This window comes from uncultured Dysosmobacter sp. (genome assembly GCF_947631635.1).
GTDB lineage: Bacteria > Bacillota > Clostridia > Oscillospirales > Oscillospiraceae > Oscillibacter.
Map to the genome: position 1 here is coordinate 15293 of NZ_CANRMB010000026.1, position 17113 is coordinate 32405.

Genomic DNA, 17113 nt, shown 5'->3' on the forward strand with positions numbered 1-17113 from the left:
GATTGTCTGCAAGACAGATGCTGTGATATACTTCCACTGTAAGAGGATGAGCACACCGCGCCGGATACCGGAGCGGCGGGAAAATTTGATGAGAGAGGATTTGCCTTCATGATGAATGAACAATGGATCCAGACTTTCCGCAGGGAGATCGGCGAATTTGCGGAAAAGATCGACTCCTTTGCCCAGGGCGGGATCGACAAGAACCGCTACAAGGGGATCTCCGGCGGAATGGGCTCCTATGCCCAGCGGGACCCTTCCAAGCACATGCTGCGCCTCCGCCTACCGGGAGGGCGGCTGACCGTGGACCGGCTGAAATTCCTGGCGGAGACGGTGGAGAAATACCAGGTGGGCCTGATGAAGCTGACCACCTGTGAGACCATCCAGCTCCATGACCTGACCGCGGGACAGGTGCCCCCCATCATGGAGGCGGCGATCGGATGCGGGATCATCAGCCGGGGCGGCGGCGGAGACAATCCCCGCAACGTGATCTGCAGCCCCCTGTCCGGTGTGCAGCCCGGCGAGGCCTTCGACGTGATGCCCTATGCGGAGGCGGCGACGGAGTACCTGCTGTCCATCTGCCGGGACATCCACATGCCCCGCAAGCTGAAGATCGCCTTCTGCAACGGCGTTGACGACTCCGTACACAGCGCCTTCCGGGATATGGGCTTCCGGGCCCGGCCGGACGGAACCTTTGCCCTGTATATCGCAGGCGGCCTGGGCAACAACCACCGCATGGGCGTTCTGGTGGACGAGGCGGTCCAGCCCCGGGAGATCCTGTACTATATCAAGGCGATGATCGACACCTTCTGCGCCCACGGCAACTATGAGAACCGCGCCAAGGCCCGCACCCGCTACATGCAGGAGACCCTGGGAGCCGACGGCTTGAAGGAGGCCTATCTGTCCAACGTGGCCGCCGTCAAGGCCGCCGGAGGACTGGACCTCTCAGGTCTGGAAGCGCCTGCCGGCCTGGACAGGGGGGCGGGAGAGACGATCTCCGACCCCAGGGCCATCCCCCAGAAGCAGCCCGGCCTGTATGCGGTGCAGTATCATCCCATCGGCGGCAGCCTGCCGGTGAACAAGCCCGCGGAGCTGTATGCCCTTTTGAAGGACATCCCCGGCGCAGAGTGCCGCGTCGCCCCCCATGAGACGCTGTATATCATCAACCTGACCGCAGGGGAGGCCCGCAGAGTGCTGGCGGCTACCGCCGACGGCGCAAAGACCACCTTTGAACACAGTGTGGCCTGTATTGGAGCCTCCATCTGCCAGCAGGGCGTGCGGGACAGCCAGAGCCTGCTCCAGGCCGCTGTGGCGGCGGTGCGGGAGGCCGATTTGCCTGACGGCGCGCTGCCGAAGGTCTGCATCTCCGGCTGCCCCTCCAGCTGCGCCGCCCACCAGGCCGGTGCCATCGGCTTCCAGGGCTGTGTGCGCCCGGTGGATGGCAAGCCCATGCCGGCTTTCAAACTGTTTCTGGGCGGCAGCGACGCACTGGGAGAGGCCCGGTTCGGCGAGCCGGCGGCGGTCATCCTGGAGAAGGACGTCCCCGCCCTGCTGGTGGAGCTGGGACAGGCTGTCACGGCTGCTGGCACGACATGGGAACCCTGGGCAAGGGACCACGGCGGAGAACTGAAGGCCATCATTTCCAAATATGCATAAAATCATATAAAACATTGATTGGGAGCATCTGTTAAGAAAAGTAGGCAATAAAGATCATCGTTTCAGAAAGCCCAGTTCAGTCTTGTGCTGAACTGGGCTTTTTTATAATTTAAGCTGCCAGCAAGTGAATATAGGTGAGACTTCGTGACGTTCGCAGCAGATGCAGAACTGAAGTCAAAGATATTGTTTTTATCCGGCCATTTAACACGATCGTTATTGGAAAGCTGTTGAGGCTTTTTCTCGCAACATTGCTCAGAGCTTTTTCAGCAGTTTTATCATTGATGTGGAAGATGACAGTCCGGCGGCTGGCGTTGTGCTAGAAGCGGTTATCTGTTAGAAAGATGGCTTCCTTTATCGGATAGGAAGGGACTCATCAGTGGAAAGCGCAAGGGGGCGCACCAATGCGGGATCAGGATTATGAAATTTTGTGAAAAAAGCGGGAAAATAGTGGAAATGATCAAAGATACGAAAACGATTATAAGCGATTTTTTCCGGACGATAACAGTTGATTTTCAGATGGAAACAAAAAAATTGAAATGTTTGAACCGTAAAATAACTTGGAAAGCGAAAAAAATTTCGCTTTTTCGAAATGTTTTTCGCTGAAAAAGCCTTGCTGAAAGCAGGAAAGGCTCCTATCATGAATTGTGAAAAACAACTGATTTTTTTGAGGGAAAGAGGCGAAAATTAGGATGTCTGACAGTATTTTGCGATTCGAGAATATTTCCAAGACATTTCCGGGCGTAAAGGCACTGAAGAATATGTCCTTTGAGATCCGCCGTGGGGACGTACACGTTCTGCTCGGAGAGAACGGCGCGGGAAAATCGACGCTGATCAAGATCCTGACAGGCGTTTATCAGGCCGACGAGGGCGGGACGATCTATCTGAATGAAAAGCCCGTTCAGATCCATGACATTCTGCAGTCCAGAAAGCTGGGCATTGGAACGGTGTTTCAGGAGAACAGCCTGATCCCGCATTTGAATGTGGCGGAGAACGTGTTTTTGACCCGGGAGATCCGGACCGCTTCGGGGACCATTGACTGGAAGCGCACCTATGAGGAATGCGAGCGCTGGATCCGCGAGCTGGGAGTGGATCATATCAATCCCCGCACCCAGGTGCGGCGGCTCTCCGTGGCGGACCAGCAGATCGTGGAGATCGTCAAGGTATTCTCCCAGAATCCCTCCATTATCATTCTGGACGAGCCCACGTCCTCCCTGTCGGAGCATGAGATCAAGAACCTGTTCCGCATCATCGAGACCTTGAAAAAGAAGGGCGTGACGTTCATCTATGTGTCCCACCGCATGGAGGAGATCCGCCAGATCGGCGACCGGGCTACGATCTTCCGGGACGGTGAGCTGACCGGCGAGATCGAAAACTGCAAGACGGCGGATATGGATGAGATCATCAATATGATTGTTGGCCGGACGCTGGAGGAAAAATTCCCGGCGAGAGAGAGCTGCATCGGAGAGGTGCTGTTTGAGGTCCGGGATATCCAGGTCCCCAATACGATCTATGATATCTCCTTCCGGCTCCATAGGGGCGAGGTCCTGGGCTTTTCCGGCCTGGTGGGCTCCGGCCGCACCTCCACGGCAAAGGCGATCATCGGAGCGATTCCCCGGACCTCCGGTGAGATCTACATCAACGGCAGGCAGGTGAGAGTCACCAATCCTGCGGAGGCCATCGCCAACGGCATCGGCTATCTGCCGGAGGACCGGAAGGTGGAGGGTCTGATCCTCTCCAAGTCCGTGAAGGAGAACATCACCCTGCCGTCTTTAAAGCGGAAATTCAGCAAAGGCGTCATTCTGGACGCAAAAAAGGAGCGGAAAACAGCGGAGGAATACCGGGAAAAGCTGCGCATCAAGACGCCCGGCATCAACCGGCTGAGCAAATTCCTCAGCGGCGGCAACCAGCAGAAGGTCGTGTTTGCCAAGTGGCTCTGCTCCGAGGCGAACATCTATATCTTTGATGAGCCGACGCGGGGCATCGACGTGGGTGCAAAGAGCGAGATCTACCAGATCATCAACGACCTGGTGGGAAAGGGCGCGGCGGTCATTGTGATCTCCTCGGAGCTTCCGGAGATCCTGGGGATCTGCGACCGGGTCCTCGTCATGCGGGACGGCCGCATCACGGCGGATATCGACCGCAGGGACGCCACCCAGGAACGCATCATGAGCTATTCTATTTAAAACAGGAGGGAACGACAGCATGAAACAGACGAAAGAAGCCGCTCCGGCAGCTCCCAAGAAGAAGCACCGGCACAGTTTTAATTATCCCTGGATGTCCGCGGCGGTGCCGCTGGTGGTGCTGCTGGTGGCGCTGCCCATTGCAAATTCCCGCTTCCTGACGGTCAGCAACCTGACCAGCATTCTGCTGCAGGCGGCGGTGTATGTCATCATGGCGCTGGGCATGTCCTTTGTGCTGATGACCGGCGGCATCGACCTGAGCCAGGGCTCGCTGCTGGCGCTGGTGGGCGTTGTGGCGGCCTATATCGTGGAGCACCAGGGATCGATTTTCCTGGCTGTAGTGGCCAGTATCCTGGTGGGCGCCCTGGTGGGGCTTGCCAACGGAACGGTTATCTCCTGCCTGAAGATCCCGCCCTTTATCATGACGCTCAGCACCATGTACCTCTGCCGCGGCCTGACCCTGGTCATCACCCAGGCAAGCCCCATTTCCATCACCAATGCCTCCTTCCGCTGGATCGGCAGCGGAAGAGTGCTGGGCATTCCGGTGCCGGTCATCATTTTCGTCGTGGCCGCCGCTGTGGGACAGTTTATCCTCTCCTATACAGCCACCGGCCGCTATATCCTGGCGGTGGGCTCCAACCGGGAGGCGGCCCGGCTCTCCGGCATCAAGACCCGCTGGAACGAGTGCAAGGTGTACATCATCTCCGGCGTGATGGTCGCCATCGCGGGCATTGTATATGTGACCCGTTTGGGCGCGGCCCAGGCCAACGCCGGACAGTCCTATGAGATGGAGGCCGTGGCGGCCTCCGTGCTGGGCGGCACCTCCGTCCTGGGCGGCGAGGGCGGCATCATCGGCACGGTGCTGGGTGCCATCGTGGTGGCCATCATCCGCAACGCCATCGTGCTGTTGGAGGTCTCCACATACTATCAGCAGATGATCACCGGTGCGGTCATTCTGCTGGCGGTCATTGTGGACGTCCAGCGAAAGGCCCGTGCCGCCAAGCGTGTGGACTGAACCCAACCGGACTCGCACACAGAACCTGTGTTGAGAGATAAACAAATCTGAGGAGGAAAAGAACATGAAAAGAGCACTTGCACTGATGCTGACCCTGGCGCTTTGCCTCTCCCTGGCCGCCTGCGGCGGTAAGGAAGCGGAAAAGGCCCCCGAGGACAACGCACCCGCCCAGTCCGAGACCGCAGAGAAGAAAACCCTGACCATCGCGCTGCTGCCCAAAACGCTTTCCAACCCCTACTTTGTGGCCATGCAGGACTTTGCCCAGGCGGCTGCCGCCGAGCTGTCCAACGACGAGTACACAGTGGAGATCGTCTGCTCCGCCCCTCCCTCTGAGGACGGCGTCAACGAGCAGATCACCATGTTTGAGTCCTATCTGGAAAAGGGCGTGGACGGCGTGCTGATCGTGCCCTGCGGCACCGCCGAGGTGGTGGACACCATCAAGAAGGCCAATTCCAAGAACGTCCCGGTCATCTGCCTGGACACCAACGCTGACGAGGGCGCCGATGTGGCCGCGTTTATCGGCACCAACAACTATGACGGCGGCTTCCTGGCCGGCCAGTGGACCGTGGAGAACATCGAGGGCCAGGTGGCCATGATCACCGGCACCCTGGGCAACCAGTGCCACACCGACCGCACCAACGGCTATCTGGACGGCATCGGCGACGCTTCCACCGTCGAGCTGGTGGGCGACGTGCAGCCCTGCAACGGCGACCAGGGCACGGCCATGGGCATCGCGGAGAACCTGCTGACAGCCTATCCCGACCTGAAGTGCATCTATGTCACCAGTGACACCGGCGCCATGGGCGCGGCCACCGCTGTGCAGGCCTCCGGCCGTGACGTGAAGGTCATCGGCTTCGACGGCTCTCCCAACGGCGCCCAGTCCATCCTGGACGGCGGCATGACCTCCACCGTGGCCCAGACCCCCGGCGTGATGGCGCAGGAGGGCGTGAAGGCCCTGTATGAGCTGATCGTGAACGGCACGGCTCCCGAGGATATGTATACGCCCTGCTCCATGGTCACCATCGACAACGCGGAGGAGTATCTGAACTGGCACTAAGCGCCGACGCACAGCGCGGCCAGACCGCGGCTGGCATATGAGAAACGCGGGGAGGGCCTGCGGCGCGGGTCCTCCCCCGCTTCCTGAAAATGGCCGGCCGTCGGCCGAAGGGCGCCTTGCTACAACAGCCCCTTTTGTCTATACTGAGTGATACATCACACCAGCGCGGCGCGGGAGACCGCTGCCGCCGGACAGACTTTGGAGGCATGTATGGCAAAACGAATCACATTGAAAGAGATTGCGGAAATGACTGGGACCTCCGTTTCCACGGTTTCCAAGGCGTTGAATCAGAGTCCTGAGATCTCTGAGAGCACACGCCGCCGGATCATCGAGGTGGCGCGGGCCAGCCAATACCGCTCCAATCTGCTGGAGAGCTCCCTGAAGAAGGAACGGCAGATCATCGGCTTTTTGGTGCCCGACGTCTCCAATCCCTATTTTGCCCGCCTGTGGCGGGGCGTGGAGGACATCGCCCGGACGCATGACTACTCCGTGGTGGCCTGCCATACCGGAGAGAACCCGGACCTGGAGGTGGAGCAGCTGGGCCGAATCCAGCGGCTGGACGTGGCCGGACTGCTGGCGGTCCCCGTGCGGGAAAAGAACTACCAGAACATCAGCGTGCCGTTTTTGTTCCTCTCCCGGTGCAGCTCGGCCTTTGATTCCGTCAGCTATGTGATCAACAATGATTTCAGAGGCGCGTACCTGGCGGCGAAGTACTTGCTGGAACAGGGAAAGCGAAACATCTTCTTTCTGAGCGGACCGGAGAATATCTCCGTGGCCGCCACCCGCACCCAGGGGCTGCAGACGGCCTTTCGGGAAAAGGACATGCCCTTTTTGAAAACCCATATTCTGTACGACAACCTGACCTTTAAGGACGGGAGCCGTGCGCTGGAACGAATTTTGAAAACATGCAGACCGCCCATCGGCGTGTTCTGTTCATCTGATATTGTGGCCATCGGCGCGCTGAGCGCGGCCCGGGCGGCCGGGTATAAGATCCCGGACGAGATCAGTATCGTGGGCTACGACGACATCGCCAATGACCAGTATTTGGACTATCCGCTGACGACCATCGCGCAGGCCGACTACCAGATCGGCTCCCACGGCATGAAAATGCTGGTGGAGATGATCGCGTCGAAGGAGCCGTACCGGCAGATCAACCAAATCATGTTTGAACCGGAGATCATTATCCGCAAAACATAACAGCGGACGGTATGCCTGGGTGATGGGCGCCGCCGCAAGCAAGGGAGGATTTCACATGGAGAAGAAACTGAAGGCAGCTGTGACGGTTGGGTCTGGAAAGATCGAGATCCAGGAGTTCAACATGCCTGCGCTGGGCAAGGGTGCGGCGATCTGCAAGGTGCTGATGGCCGGCGTCTGCGGCACGGACAAGCACACGTACAGCGGCGAGACCGTGCAGTACAAGGGAACGCCGGATGAGTTTTCTATCCCGTTCCCCATCATCCAGGGCCATGAGCTGGCCATGGAGATCGTGGCCATTGACGAGGAGGGCGCCCGGAACCTCTCCTATGACGGCGACTATCTGAAGGTGGGGGACCGGGTCACCATCTGCCCGGACGTGGTCTGCGGCAAGTGCTGGTACTGCAAGAACATGCCCAGCTATCCCTGGTGCGAAAAGGCGCAGTTCCACTATGGGCACAACCGCTCCTGCAACACCGGCAACCAGCTTTACGGCGGCTTCTCCCAGTATATGTATATCGAGCCGGGCGCCCGGCTGTACAAGATCCCCGACGGCCTGCCCGACGACCTGGCCTGCTTCACGGAGGTCATGTGCGTGACCTATACCCTGGAGAAGGCCCGGGAGTTCAGCGGCTTCTCCCTGGAGGGCTTCAACTTCGGCGACACCGTGGTCCTGCAGGGCACCGGCCCCCTGGGCATCGCACACATCGCCATGGCCCGCATGATGGGCGCGGGCAAGATCATCTGCACGGACATCTCCGATTACAAGCTGGACATTGCCAAGGCCTTCGGCGCCGATGTGGTGATGAATGTGGAAAAGACCACGCCGGAGGAGCGCATCGCCCGCATCAAGGCGGAGACCAGCGGCCGGGGTGCGGACGTCGTGGTGGAGTGCGTGGGCCGTCCCGAGGTGTTCCCCGAGGGCTTGAAGTACCTGCGCAAGGCCGGTATGTACATCGAACCGGGCAACTTCGTGGACTGCGGCAGCGCCAGTGTGAACGTCCATGAGATCTGCGCCAACAACCTGCGGATCATCGGCATGAACAACCACACCCACACCAAGTATAAGACCGTTATGGAGATGATGCTGCGGACCAAGGACCAGTTCCCCTGGGAGCGGCTGTTCAGTCACCGGTTCCCCCTGGCGGAGACGGAAAAGGCGATCCAGACCAGCATGACCAAGGAGAGCATGAAGGTTTTGATCGACCCCTGGATGGCGTAAAGGGAGGCGGTCATGATGATGGATACCAAGGTCCAGGCCGCCGTGCTGGTAAAGCCCGGCCACATGGAGCTTCGCACCTTCGACATGCCTGCGCTGGGCAGGGGCGCGGCGATCTGCAGGGTGCTGATGACCGGTGTCTGCGGCACGGATAAGCACAGCTACCGGGGCGAGACGGTCCAGTACAAGGGAACGGAGAATGAGATCGACCTGCCGTTCCCCATCATCCAGGGCCATGAGATCGTCATGGAGATCGCGGCCATCGACGAGGAGGGCGCCCGGAACCTCTCCTATGACGGCGACTATCTGAAGGTGGGGGACCGGGTCACCATCTGCCCGGACGTGACCTGCGGCAAGTGCTGGTACTGCAAGAATATCCCCAGCTATCCCTGGTGTGAGCACCTGGAGTTCAGCTATGGAAATATGCGCTCCTGCGACGACGGCAACCACCTGTACGGCGGCTTTGCCCAGTACCTGTACATCGAGCCCGGCACCCGGGTATACAAGGTCCCTGACGGCCTGCCCAATGATATGGCCTGCTTCACGGAGGTCATGTGCGTGGCCTATACCCTGGAGAAGGCGCGGGAATTCAGCGGTTTCTCCCTGGAGGGCTTCAACTTCGGCGACACGGTGGCCGTTCAGGGCTGCGGCCCGCTGGGCATCGCCCATATCGCCATGGCCCGTATGCTGGGCGCGGGCAAGATCATCGCCACGGACATCTCCGATTACAAGCTGGACATCGCCAAGGCCTTCGGCGCCGATGTGGTGATCAATGTGGAGCGGACCACGCCGGAGGAGCGCATTGCCCGCGTCAAGGCGGAGACCAACGGCCGGGGTGCGGAGATCGTGGTGGAGTGCGTGGGCCGGCCCGAGGTGTTCCCCGAGGGCTTGAAATACCTGCGCAAGGCCGGCATGTATCTGGAGCCGGGCAACTTTGTGGACTGCGGCGGCGTGGACGTGAATGTTCACGAGGTCTGCGCCAACAACCTGCGGATCATCGGCATGACGAACCACACGCATAACTGCTATAAGACCGTCATGGAGATGATGCTGCGGACCAAGGACCGCTTCCCCTGGGAACGGCTGTTCAGTCACCGGTTCCCCCTGGCGGAGACGGAGAAGGGCATCCAGACCAGCATGACCAAGGAGAGCATGAAGGTTTTGATCGACCCATGGTATGAATAAAGTATCCAGATATACTTTTTCATTCTTCTTTTAACCTGGAACAGCACCGCCGTTTGAATGCCGGCGGTGCTGTTCCGCAGTGATACGTGACCGATGATCAAGCGAAAGGAGCGCTTTATGAGACTTGCGATCAAGACCTGCACGTTGGACATGCCCTATGCGGATATGCTGGATTTTTGTGTGGAACAGGGCGTGGGCGCCGTGGAGATCGGCACCGGGAACTGGTCCGGGGCACCCCATATCGACCTGGAGGAGATGGTCTCCTCCGAGACTGCCCGGCAGCGGTGGTATGACGCGATGCGGCGCAGAGATATCGAACTGTGTGCCCTGAATTGCTCCGGCAACCCTCTGGCCTATGAGAAGGACTGGGATGTGACGGAAAAGACCTTCCGCCTGGCGGGACTGCTGGGCGTGAAGAAGATCGTCATGATGAGCGGCCTGCCGGCGGGCTGCCCCGGCGACCGGACCCCCGTGTGGATCACGACCTCCTGGCCGCCGGAGACCCAGGACATCCTGGACTACCAGTGGAACGAGGTGGCCATCCCCGCATGGAAGAAGCTGACAGCGATGGCGGCGGACTGCGGGATCGAGCGCATCGCGCTGGAGAACCACGGGATGCAGCTGGTGTACAATCCGGAGACGCTGCTGCGGCTGCGGGCGGCGGTGGGGCCCATGGTGGGCATGAACCTGGACCCCTCCCATCTATTCTGGATGGGCGGCGACCCCATCGAGGCCGCCCGGGTGCTGGGCGAGGCAGGGGCCATTTACCACATCCATGGCAAGGATTCCCGGCCGGAGCGCCGGATGTCCGGCCCAAACGGGATGCTGGACACGAAGCCCATCGATGCGTTCCGCAATCGGGCGTGGAACTATGTGGCGGTGGGCGCCGGACACGGCGTGCAGTGGTGGCAGGAGTTTTTCTCCGTGGCGCGGATGGGCGGCTATGACGGGGACGTGTCCCTGGAGATGGAGGACCTGACACTGCCTATGCTGGAGGGCCATCTGGCCTCTCTGCGGACGCTGCGGGAAGCGCTGGTGCTGTTGTAATGTAACAGCGCGGGAGCGCACGGACAGCACGGGAGTTTAAGGACCTTGCTGTATATGTATATAAAAAGACCTCCGGCTTAGCCGGAGGTCTTTTTTACAGGGAAGGGGTTATTTCCGGTCCTCCCGGATGAGCCGCCGCAGGGCCTCGATGGCGACCTGGATGGGCTTTTGGATGGTGTTGGTGGGATAGACATCCGCACTGTTGCGCTTGGAGACGGAGCCGTCAAAATTGGTGGCAGAGACCATGACGGTACCGGTGCGGACCCCCAGGCTGGCGCCGGTGAGGAAGAGGGTGGCCTCCTCCATGGAGGTGCACACGGCGCCGCCCCGCACGTAGCTGTTCCAGCGGTGGATCAGCTCGTCCGATATGGGCTTGGTCTCCGGCTCGGTCTGGGTGTAGAAGGAGTCCTTGGTGATGCTCACGCCCACGGCGGTGTGGAAGCCCAGGGCAACGGAGCTCTCCTCCAGGCACTTGAGGATCTGATAGTTGGGGACGGCAGGGAACTCCATGGGCAGGTAGTGGCGGCCGGTCCCTTCCATACGGACCGTGCCGCAGGGAACTACGATATCTCCGCACTGCACATCCTGGCAGGTGGAGGCGCAGGTGCCGACCCGGATAAAGGTATCCACGCCGCACTTGTGGAGTTCCTCAATGCAGATGGCGGCGGAGGGACCGCCAATGCCGGTGGAGGTCACGGTGATGCGCTCGCCGTCCAGGGTGCCCTCCCAGGTGGTGAACTCCCGCTTCCGGGTCACCAGATGGGGATTTTCCAGGTGTGCCGCGATCAGCTCGCACCGGTCCGGGTCTCCGGGGATGATGGCGTAGCGGCCAACCTCGCCCTTACACAGATTCACATGCAGCATTCTGATATTCTCTGACATGATACATTCTTCCTTTCTTTTGTGTTTCCTGTGACAACACTATATTACTCCGGAGGACAGGGCCCTGTCAATCCCGGCTGAATCAGGTCCTTGTTTTGGACGATTCCGTATGGTATCCTGGACTCAATCAGAATTTGCGGGAGTAATGACATGAAACAAATATACGTACATGACCTGGGACAGACCCCGGACAGTTGGGGAAGAACAGTTGCACAGTTAGCGGCAGCAGAGAACAGTGTGTGCCCTGATCTATCGGAAATGGTTCGCGGGAATGAAGCTTCTTACAAAAACCTTTATGCCGCCTTTTCAGATGTTTGCAGCAAGGGTGAGGAGCCTATTGATTTATGCGGTTTGTCACTCGGCGGTGTGCTGGCTTTGAATTATGCCATGGATCATCCCGAAAAAGTAAATTCTCTGGTGCTGATTGCCGCGCAATACAAGATGCCTAAAAAATTGCTGCAGTTCCAGAATATGATCTTTCGCGTTATGCCAAAGTTCATGTTCCAGAAAGTGGGATTCACAAAGACTGCGTTTCTCCATCTGTGTAAAACAATGATGGAGTTGGATTTCAGCAAGTCGCTGGAAAAGGTCGTTTGCCCCACCCTGATCATTTGCGGTGAAAAGGATTCTGCAAATAGAGATGCATCTGTAGAAATGGCTCACATTTTAGGAAATGCGGAGCTTCAAATCATAAGTGGGGCAGGGCATGAGGTCAATCTTGAAGCACCAGAAAAACTGGCAGAAGTACTTCAGCGCTTTTACTCCAGGATCGGATAACCTCCCATCTATCAGGCAGCCTTATTTTGATACTGTCTGATTTATTTTGGAAAAATCTCTGTTTCTTTGCTCAAGAACTTCTTAAGTCGTCCAAAGTCAACTGGTATTTTGCGCAGGGACCGTATAGGGCCTGCCGTATGTTCCCACCGGCTTGCATAGATCGATCAGAGGATATCGGGCAAAACGGCAAGAATTTCAGGGAAAATTCTATATTGGAGCAAAAAGTCATCCCGCAAATGCTTGCGCTCCAATTTTTGAGACTTTTTGATTTCAAACAGTTTCCACTTGGTTAATCGATTTCGGAGACGATTTCCTTTTCAATCCGGATCATCTTGACAGAAAAAGACGGAGGCTGTATATTCAATTCAACTGGTTTCCATGCGTGGAGCGAACCTGCTGCCACAGGCCGTTTCCAATGATCCGTATGGTGGCCGCCGCATTTATAGAACAGCATGGAGGAGTCATATGGAGAAACAGGTAAAGCGTATCGGCGTTTTGACCAGCGGCGGAGACGCGCCGGGCATGAACGCGGCGGTCCGCGCGGTGGTGCGGACCGCTGTGGGCAGCGGTGTGGACTGCATCGGCATCCGAAGAGGCTGGAATGGACTGATCAACAGCGATTTTGTCCACATGGATGCGTCCAGCGTCAGCCATATTATCGACAAGGGCGGCACGATGCTTTACACCGCCCGCAGTGAGGAGTTTCGGGAGGAGAGCGGCCGGGCCAAGGCGCTGGCCACCTGCAGGCTCCTGGGTCTGGACGGCATCGTTGCCATCGGCGGCGACGGTACCTTCCGGGGGGCTCTGGCCCTGTCCAGACAGGCAGCTGCGGCGGGCCACCGCCTGCAGGTGGTCGGCATCCCCGCCACCATCGACAATGACATCGGATGCTCCCACTATACCATCGGCTTCGACACCGCCTGCAATACGGCCATCGCGTGTATCGATAAGCTGCGGGACACCATGCAGTCCCATGAGCGCTGCTCTGTGGTGGAGGTCATGGGGCGGCACGCCGGATATCTGGCGCTGTATGTGGGCATCGCCGTGGGCGCCACGGCGGTCCTGATCCCCGAGCATGAGATCGACTTTGACCGGGACATCGTGGAGAAGATCCGCCGGGCCCGTCTCACCGGTACGACCCACTATATGATCGTAGTGGCCGAAGGCGCCGGCAGCGCGTTGGAGATCAGCAGGCGTATCCATGAGGAGACCGGCATCGATCCCCGTGTCACCGTGCTGGGTCATATCCAGCGGGGCGGCACGCCTTCTGCACGGGACCGGGAGACGGCCAGCCGCATGGGCCATGAGGCCGTTATATCGCTGATGGAAAACCGGGGCAACCGCGTCATCGCCACCCGGGACGGACGCATCGTCGATTTGGACATGGAACAGGCGCTGGGTACGACGAAAACCTTTGAGATGGACCGCTATCAGATTCTGGAGGCCCTTTCCACCAGCAGGAGCGGAGTCCTTTGAATACCGCGTGAAAGGGCAGCGGCGGACGGCGGGAACAGCCGGCATAGAGAAAAGGGGACCGCATCTCCCGAAGTGGAGATGTGGTCCCCTTTTATGGAGAGATAGAAGGGAGATGGGCCGGGGTGAGCGTTTTACGAAGGAGCTTGCGGTCCTGGAGACAGCGTGCATTGCGATCATAAGCGACATTCCTCCGGAGGTGGATACCCGGTGTTTCCCATGGACAGCCCGGGACTCCTGCCGGACAGGGGGTTCTGCAATATGAATCCGCCGGAGGTACTCCGGCGGATGGCAGAGGAACCTTGAGGCGGTTGGAGGAGAAGACCGGTACCCAGTCATGAAGAAGTTTACCTTGCAATCCACAAATTTTCAAAAGGAGGAAGCGCCTTATAGGCGGTTCCTGGATTTATTGCATATAAAACTGGTCCCCACTGGCTTCGTGCCAGTGGGGACCAGTCGGCTTTCTTTACGGAAGAACGCGGACGCAGCGATCGATCAGGGTCATATGGACCTGGTCGCCCTCGGCGAAGCGCTCTGTCAGCTGGGGGTTGTAGACCTCCACAATGATGGGCTGGTCGCCCAGGATGACCTCGTATTCCACCTTGGCGCCATAGTAGGTGGCGCGGCTGACCGTGCCGGGCAGGGGGCCCTCCTCCTTGGAGAGCAGAATGGATTCCGGACGGACCGCCAGACAGCAGGCACCGCCCTCCGTGACGCCCGCCATTTTGCCGGGGGCGGGGATCGAGAAGGTGTGTCTGCCCACGTCCACCAGCGCGGCCTCGCCGTCCCGGCCCTTGAAGGTGCCGTCGATGAAGTTGGCCTTGCCGATGAAGTTGGCCACGAAGCGGCTGGTGGGCTGCTCGTAGATCTCCATGGGAGAGCCCTGCTGCATGATGTTGCCGTCCTTCATGATGACGACCCGGTCCGAGATCGCCATGGCCTCGGACTGGTCATGGGTGACGTACAGGGAGGTGATGCCCAGACGCTTCTGCAGGGCGCGCAGCTCGTCCCGCATGCTTTCCCGCAGCTTGGCGTCCAGGTTGGACAGAGGCTCGTCAAACAGCAGGACGCTGGGCTCGATGACCACGGCGCGGGCCAAGGCCACACGCTGCTGCTGGCCGCCGGAGAGCTGGTTGGGGAAGCGCTTTTCCATGCCCTTGAGCTGCATCAGCTCCACCACGTCGTTGGTGCGGCGGATGATCTCGTCCTGGGGCAGCTTTTCCACCCGCAGGCCGTAGGCGATGTTCTCCCAGATGTTCATGTGGGGGAACAGGGCGTAGCTCTGGAACACCATGGAGATGCCCCGCTTGTTGGGGGGGATCTTCGCCACATCCCGCTCGCCGATGAAGATATTTCCGCTGGTGGGATACTCAAAACCGGAGATCATGCGGAGGGTGGTGGTCTTGCCGCAGCCGGAGGGACCCAGCAGCGTCACCATCTCGCCGTCCTGGATCTCCAGGTCGATGTGGTTCACCGCCACGAAGTCCTTGCCGGTATCGGGCTGCTGGAAGATCTTAGTAACATCCTTTAAGATCACGCCGGAACTCTTCTTGCTGAAAGCCGGCTTTTCGTGTTGATTGCTCATTTCGTTCCCTCCGTTTTCTCAAGTCTGGCCGCATTTTTGGCCTGGGGCACCTTGGAGCGAGGCGCCAGCAACAAATTGATCAGGGTATTGAAGATGCCGATGAACACCAGCAGGATGACCACCAGCATGGTGACGAAAGCGGCCGCCTGGCTGTACTTCGCCTGGTCGAACAGGGTGTAGATCTTGCTGGTGACCAGATTCCATCTGGGAGAGACCAGGAAGATGACCGCGCTGACGGCGGTGATGGCCTTTACAAAGGAGTACACGATGCCGGAGAAGAAGGCGTTGCGCAGCATGGGCAGCGTGATGCGGCGGAAAGAGTAGCCGCTGTCGGCGCCCAGAATGGTGGAAGCCTCTTCGATGGAGTTGTCGATCTGCAGCAGCGTGGTGGTGCCGGACTCGATGGCCACGGGCATATTCCGGAAGGTAAAGACGATGATCAGGATCAGGGCCGTGCCGGTGAGGGAGAACTTATGTCCGAACACGTCGATGGAGTTGAAGCCCAGCACATAGCTGATGCCCAGCACCGTGCCGGGGACCGCGAACATCAGCACGGAGGAGACCTCGATGAACCGCTTGCCGAAATAGTTCCGCTTGGCGGTGATGTAGGCAATAATCATACCCAGCAGGCCGCCGATCAGCGCGGAGGCCAGACCCAGGACCATGGAGTTTTTCAGGCTGTCCCAGCCATAGGCCAGAGCCCGCTGATATTGCGCCAGGGTGAAGGTGTAATCCCGGCCCCAGGTGGTGACGAAGGAACCGAATACCACGGTGCCGTAGAACAGAATGATGACCGCGGCCACCACCATGCAGAAGGCGAAAAGAGGCCACTTGATATGAGGTTCGTTCATCAGCTTCCGGGCCTGGGTGGGCTTGCCGGTGACCGTGACGAAGCTCTTTTTGTTGACCCAGTACTTGTTCAGCAGGAAGGCGACCATGGCCGGGAGCAGCAGCAGGATCGCCAGAACGGAGCCCTTGCGCATGTCATAGCTGCCGGTGATGATCTGATAGACCTCCACGGACAAGGTGGTAAAGTCGCCGCCGATGGTGGCGGGATTGGAGAAGTCCTCCAGGGACTGGATGAACACCAGCAGGCAGCCGGAGATGATGCCCGGCAGGGACAGGGGGAACGTGACGGTCCAGAAGGTTTTCCAGCGGCCGGCGCCCATATTGCAGGCCGCGTCCTCCACGGAGGCGTCGATGGATTCCAGGATACCCGAAAGGGTCATATAGGCGATGGGAAAGAAGCTCATCACCTGTACTACGATCAGGCTGCCCATACCATACACATCGTTGTCCTTGATGCCCAGCAGCGTATTGGTGATCAGGCCCTGCTTGCCGAACAGGAAGATGATGGACAGCGAAAGGATGAAGGGCGGGGACAGAATGGGCAGCGTGGCGATTGTTTTCAAAAATCCTTTGCAGGGGACATTGGTGCGGGTGATGGTAAAAGCAAAGACATAGCCGATAAAGGTGGCGATCACAGCGACGATCAGGCCCAGCAGCATGGTGCGGCCAAACGTCTTGATGTAGCGCGTGCTGGAAAAGATGGATTGCAGCGTGGCTAGCGAGAAGCCACCCTCTTCCCCCGTCAGGCCAAAGATCAGGACCTTTGCCAACGGATAGATCACAAACAAAAGCAGAAGAACGATGGTGAGCAGCACCGCCAGCAGCATGACCGGCTGACGCATGATCATCCGCGTCTCATTCCACTTTTTCTCGCGGGCGATCTTTTTCCCGCTGTTTTCAGAAGATTTTGCCATTTGGTTTCCTCCTGTGTTTCGTTGGGGCCGGCCTGTGGAACAGGTCTTGAAAATCCTCCGGCCTTCCCCCTCTGGCGGGAGGA

The 17113-nt window shown here is 59.0% G+C and carries 13 protein-coding genes; 10 read left to right on the plus strand and 3 right to left on the minus strand.

The features are described from left to right. Positions 1-108 precede the first annotated feature (108 nt). The 8 genes from Q0Z71_RS12500 to Q0Z71_RS12535 all read left to right on the plus strand — a co-directional run bounded on the left by Q0Z71_RS12500 (position 109) and on the right by Q0Z71_RS12535 (position 10550). Positions 109-1653 (plus strand): nitrite/sulfite reductase, encoded by a 1545-nt coding sequence (locus Q0Z71_RS12500; RefSeq protein WP_363316716.1) that lies wholly within the window; start codon positions 109-111, stop codon positions 1651-1653. Positions 1654-2411: 758 nt separating this feature from the next. Further along, positions 2412-3836, plus strand: a complete 1425-nt coding sequence (locus Q0Z71_RS12505) for a sugar ABC transporter ATP-binding protein (protein WP_298023171.1) — start codon at positions 2412-2414, stop codon at positions 3834-3836. A gap of 19 nt (positions 3837-3855) precedes the next feature. Continuing rightward, a complete protein-coding gene (locus Q0Z71_RS12510) occupies positions 3856-4848 on the plus strand; it encodes an ABC transporter permease (RefSeq protein ID WP_298023174.1) in 993 nt (330 codons plus the stop codon). Between the two features lie 64 nt (positions 4849-4912). Continuing rightward, a complete protein-coding gene (locus Q0Z71_RS12515) occupies positions 4913-5905 on the plus strand; it encodes a sugar ABC transporter substrate-binding protein (protein WP_298023177.1) in 993 nt (330 codons plus the stop codon). 210 nt (positions 5906-6115) lie between these two features. After that, the gene (locus Q0Z71_RS12520; protein WP_298023180.1) at positions 6116-7102 is read left to right on the plus strand and encodes a LacI family DNA-binding transcriptional regulator; all 987 of its coding nucleotides are present in this window, start codon (positions 6116-6118) and stop codon (positions 7100-7102) included. A 55-nt stretch (positions 7103-7157) separates the two neighbouring features. Then, positions 7158-8321: a zinc-binding dehydrogenase gene (locus Q0Z71_RS12525; protein ID WP_298023183.1), complete on the plus strand. Its 1164-nt coding sequence runs from the start codon at positions 7158-7160 to the stop codon at positions 8319-8321. Positions 8322-8336: 15 nt separating this feature from the next. Then, a complete protein-coding gene (locus tag Q0Z71_RS12530; protein WP_298023186.1) occupies positions 8337-9503 on the plus strand; it encodes a zinc-binding dehydrogenase in 1167 nt (388 codons plus the stop codon). A gap of 117 nt (positions 9504-9620) precedes the next feature. Then, complete coding sequence (locus Q0Z71_RS12535; protein ID WP_298023189.1) at positions 9621-10550, plus strand: sugar phosphate isomerase/epimerase; 930 nt, start codon at positions 9621-9623, stop codon at positions 10548-10550. Between the two features lie 108 nt (positions 10551-10658). Here the strand turns inward: Q0Z71_RS12535 and Q0Z71_RS12540 are convergent, their stop codons facing one another. Continuing rightward, positions 10659-11432 (minus strand): nucleoside phosphorylase, encoded by a 774-nt coding sequence (locus Q0Z71_RS12540; protein WP_298023192.1) that lies wholly within the window; start codon positions 11430-11432, stop codon positions 10659-10661. 150 nt (positions 11433-11582) lie between these two features. On the opposite strand from Q0Z71_RS12540, the gene Q0Z71_RS12545 reads away from it, so the two are divergent. Beyond that, the gene (locus Q0Z71_RS12545; protein WP_298023195.1) at positions 11583-12209 is read left to right on the plus strand and encodes an alpha/beta fold hydrolase; all 627 of its coding nucleotides are present in this window, start codon (positions 11583-11585) and stop codon (positions 12207-12209) included. A 465-nt stretch (positions 12210-12674) separates the two neighbouring features. Further along, a complete protein-coding gene (locus tag Q0Z71_RS12550) occupies positions 12675-13685 on the plus strand; it encodes an ATP-dependent 6-phosphofructokinase (protein ID WP_298023198.1) in 1011 nt (336 codons plus the stop codon). A gap of 463 nt (positions 13686-14148) precedes the next feature. Here the strand turns inward: Q0Z71_RS12550 and Q0Z71_RS12555 are convergent, their stop codons facing one another. Both Q0Z71_RS12555 and Q0Z71_RS12560 read right to left on the minus strand, forming a co-directional pair. Beyond that, positions 14149-15267, minus strand: coding sequence for an ABC transporter ATP-binding protein (locus Q0Z71_RS12555; RefSeq protein ID WP_298023207.1), 1119 nt, complete (start codon positions 15265-15267; stop codon positions 14149-14151). Next, positions 15264-17030, minus strand: coding sequence for an iron ABC transporter permease (locus Q0Z71_RS12560; RefSeq protein WP_298023209.1), 1767 nt, complete (start codon positions 17028-17030; stop codon positions 15264-15266). Before Q0Z71_RS12560 ends, Q0Z71_RS12555 begins: the two co-directional genes overlap by 4 nt. Positions 17031-17113 lie beyond the last annotated feature (83 nt).

Coding starts and splice junctions, on each gene's coding strand:
- Q0Z71_RS12500 (WP_363316716.1), top strand. CDS start 109: ATGATGAATGAACAATGGATCCAGACTTTCCGCAGGGAGATCGGCGAA.
- Q0Z71_RS12505 (WP_298023171.1), top strand. CDS start 2,412: ATGTCCTTTGAGATCCGCCGTGGGGACGTACACGTTCTGCTCGGAGAG.
- Q0Z71_RS12510 (WP_298023174.1), top strand. CDS start 3,856: ATGAAACAGACGAAAGAAGCCGCTCCGGCAGCTCCCAAGAAGAAGCAC.
- Q0Z71_RS12515 (WP_298023177.1), top strand. CDS start 4,913: ATGAAAAGAGCACTTGCACTGATGCTGACCCTGGCGCTTTGCCTCTCC.
- Q0Z71_RS12520 (WP_298023180.1), top strand. CDS start 6,116: ATGGCAAAACGAATCACATTGAAAGAGATTGCGGAAATGACTGGGACC.
- Q0Z71_RS12525 (WP_298023183.1), top strand. CDS start 7,158: ATGGAGAAGAAACTGAAGGCAGCTGTGACGGTTGGGTCTGGAAAGATC.
- Q0Z71_RS12530 (WP_298023186.1), top strand. CDS start 8,337: ATGATGGATACCAAGGTCCAGGCCGCCGTGCTGGTAAAGCCCGGCCAC.
- Q0Z71_RS12535 (WP_298023189.1), top strand. CDS start 9,621: ATGAGACTTGCGATCAAGACCTGCACGTTGGACATGCCCTATGCGGAT.
- Q0Z71_RS12540 (WP_298023192.1), bottom strand. CDS start 11,432: ATGTCAGAGAATATCAGAATGCTGCATGTGAATCTGTGTAAGGGCGAG.
- Q0Z71_RS12545 (WP_298023195.1), top strand. CDS start 11,583: ATGAAACAAATATACGTACATGACCTGGGACAGACCCCGGACAGTTGG.
- Q0Z71_RS12550 (WP_298023198.1), top strand. CDS start 12,675: ATGGAGAAACAGGTAAAGCGTATCGGCGTTTTGACCAGCGGCGGAGAC.
- Q0Z71_RS12555 (WP_298023207.1), bottom strand. CDS start 15,267: ATGAGCAATCAACACGAAAAGCCGGCTTTCAGCAAGAAGAGTTCCGGC.
- Q0Z71_RS12560 (WP_298023209.1), bottom strand. CDS start 17,030: ATGGCAAAATCTTCTGAAAACAGCGGGAAAAAGATCGCCCGCGAGAAA.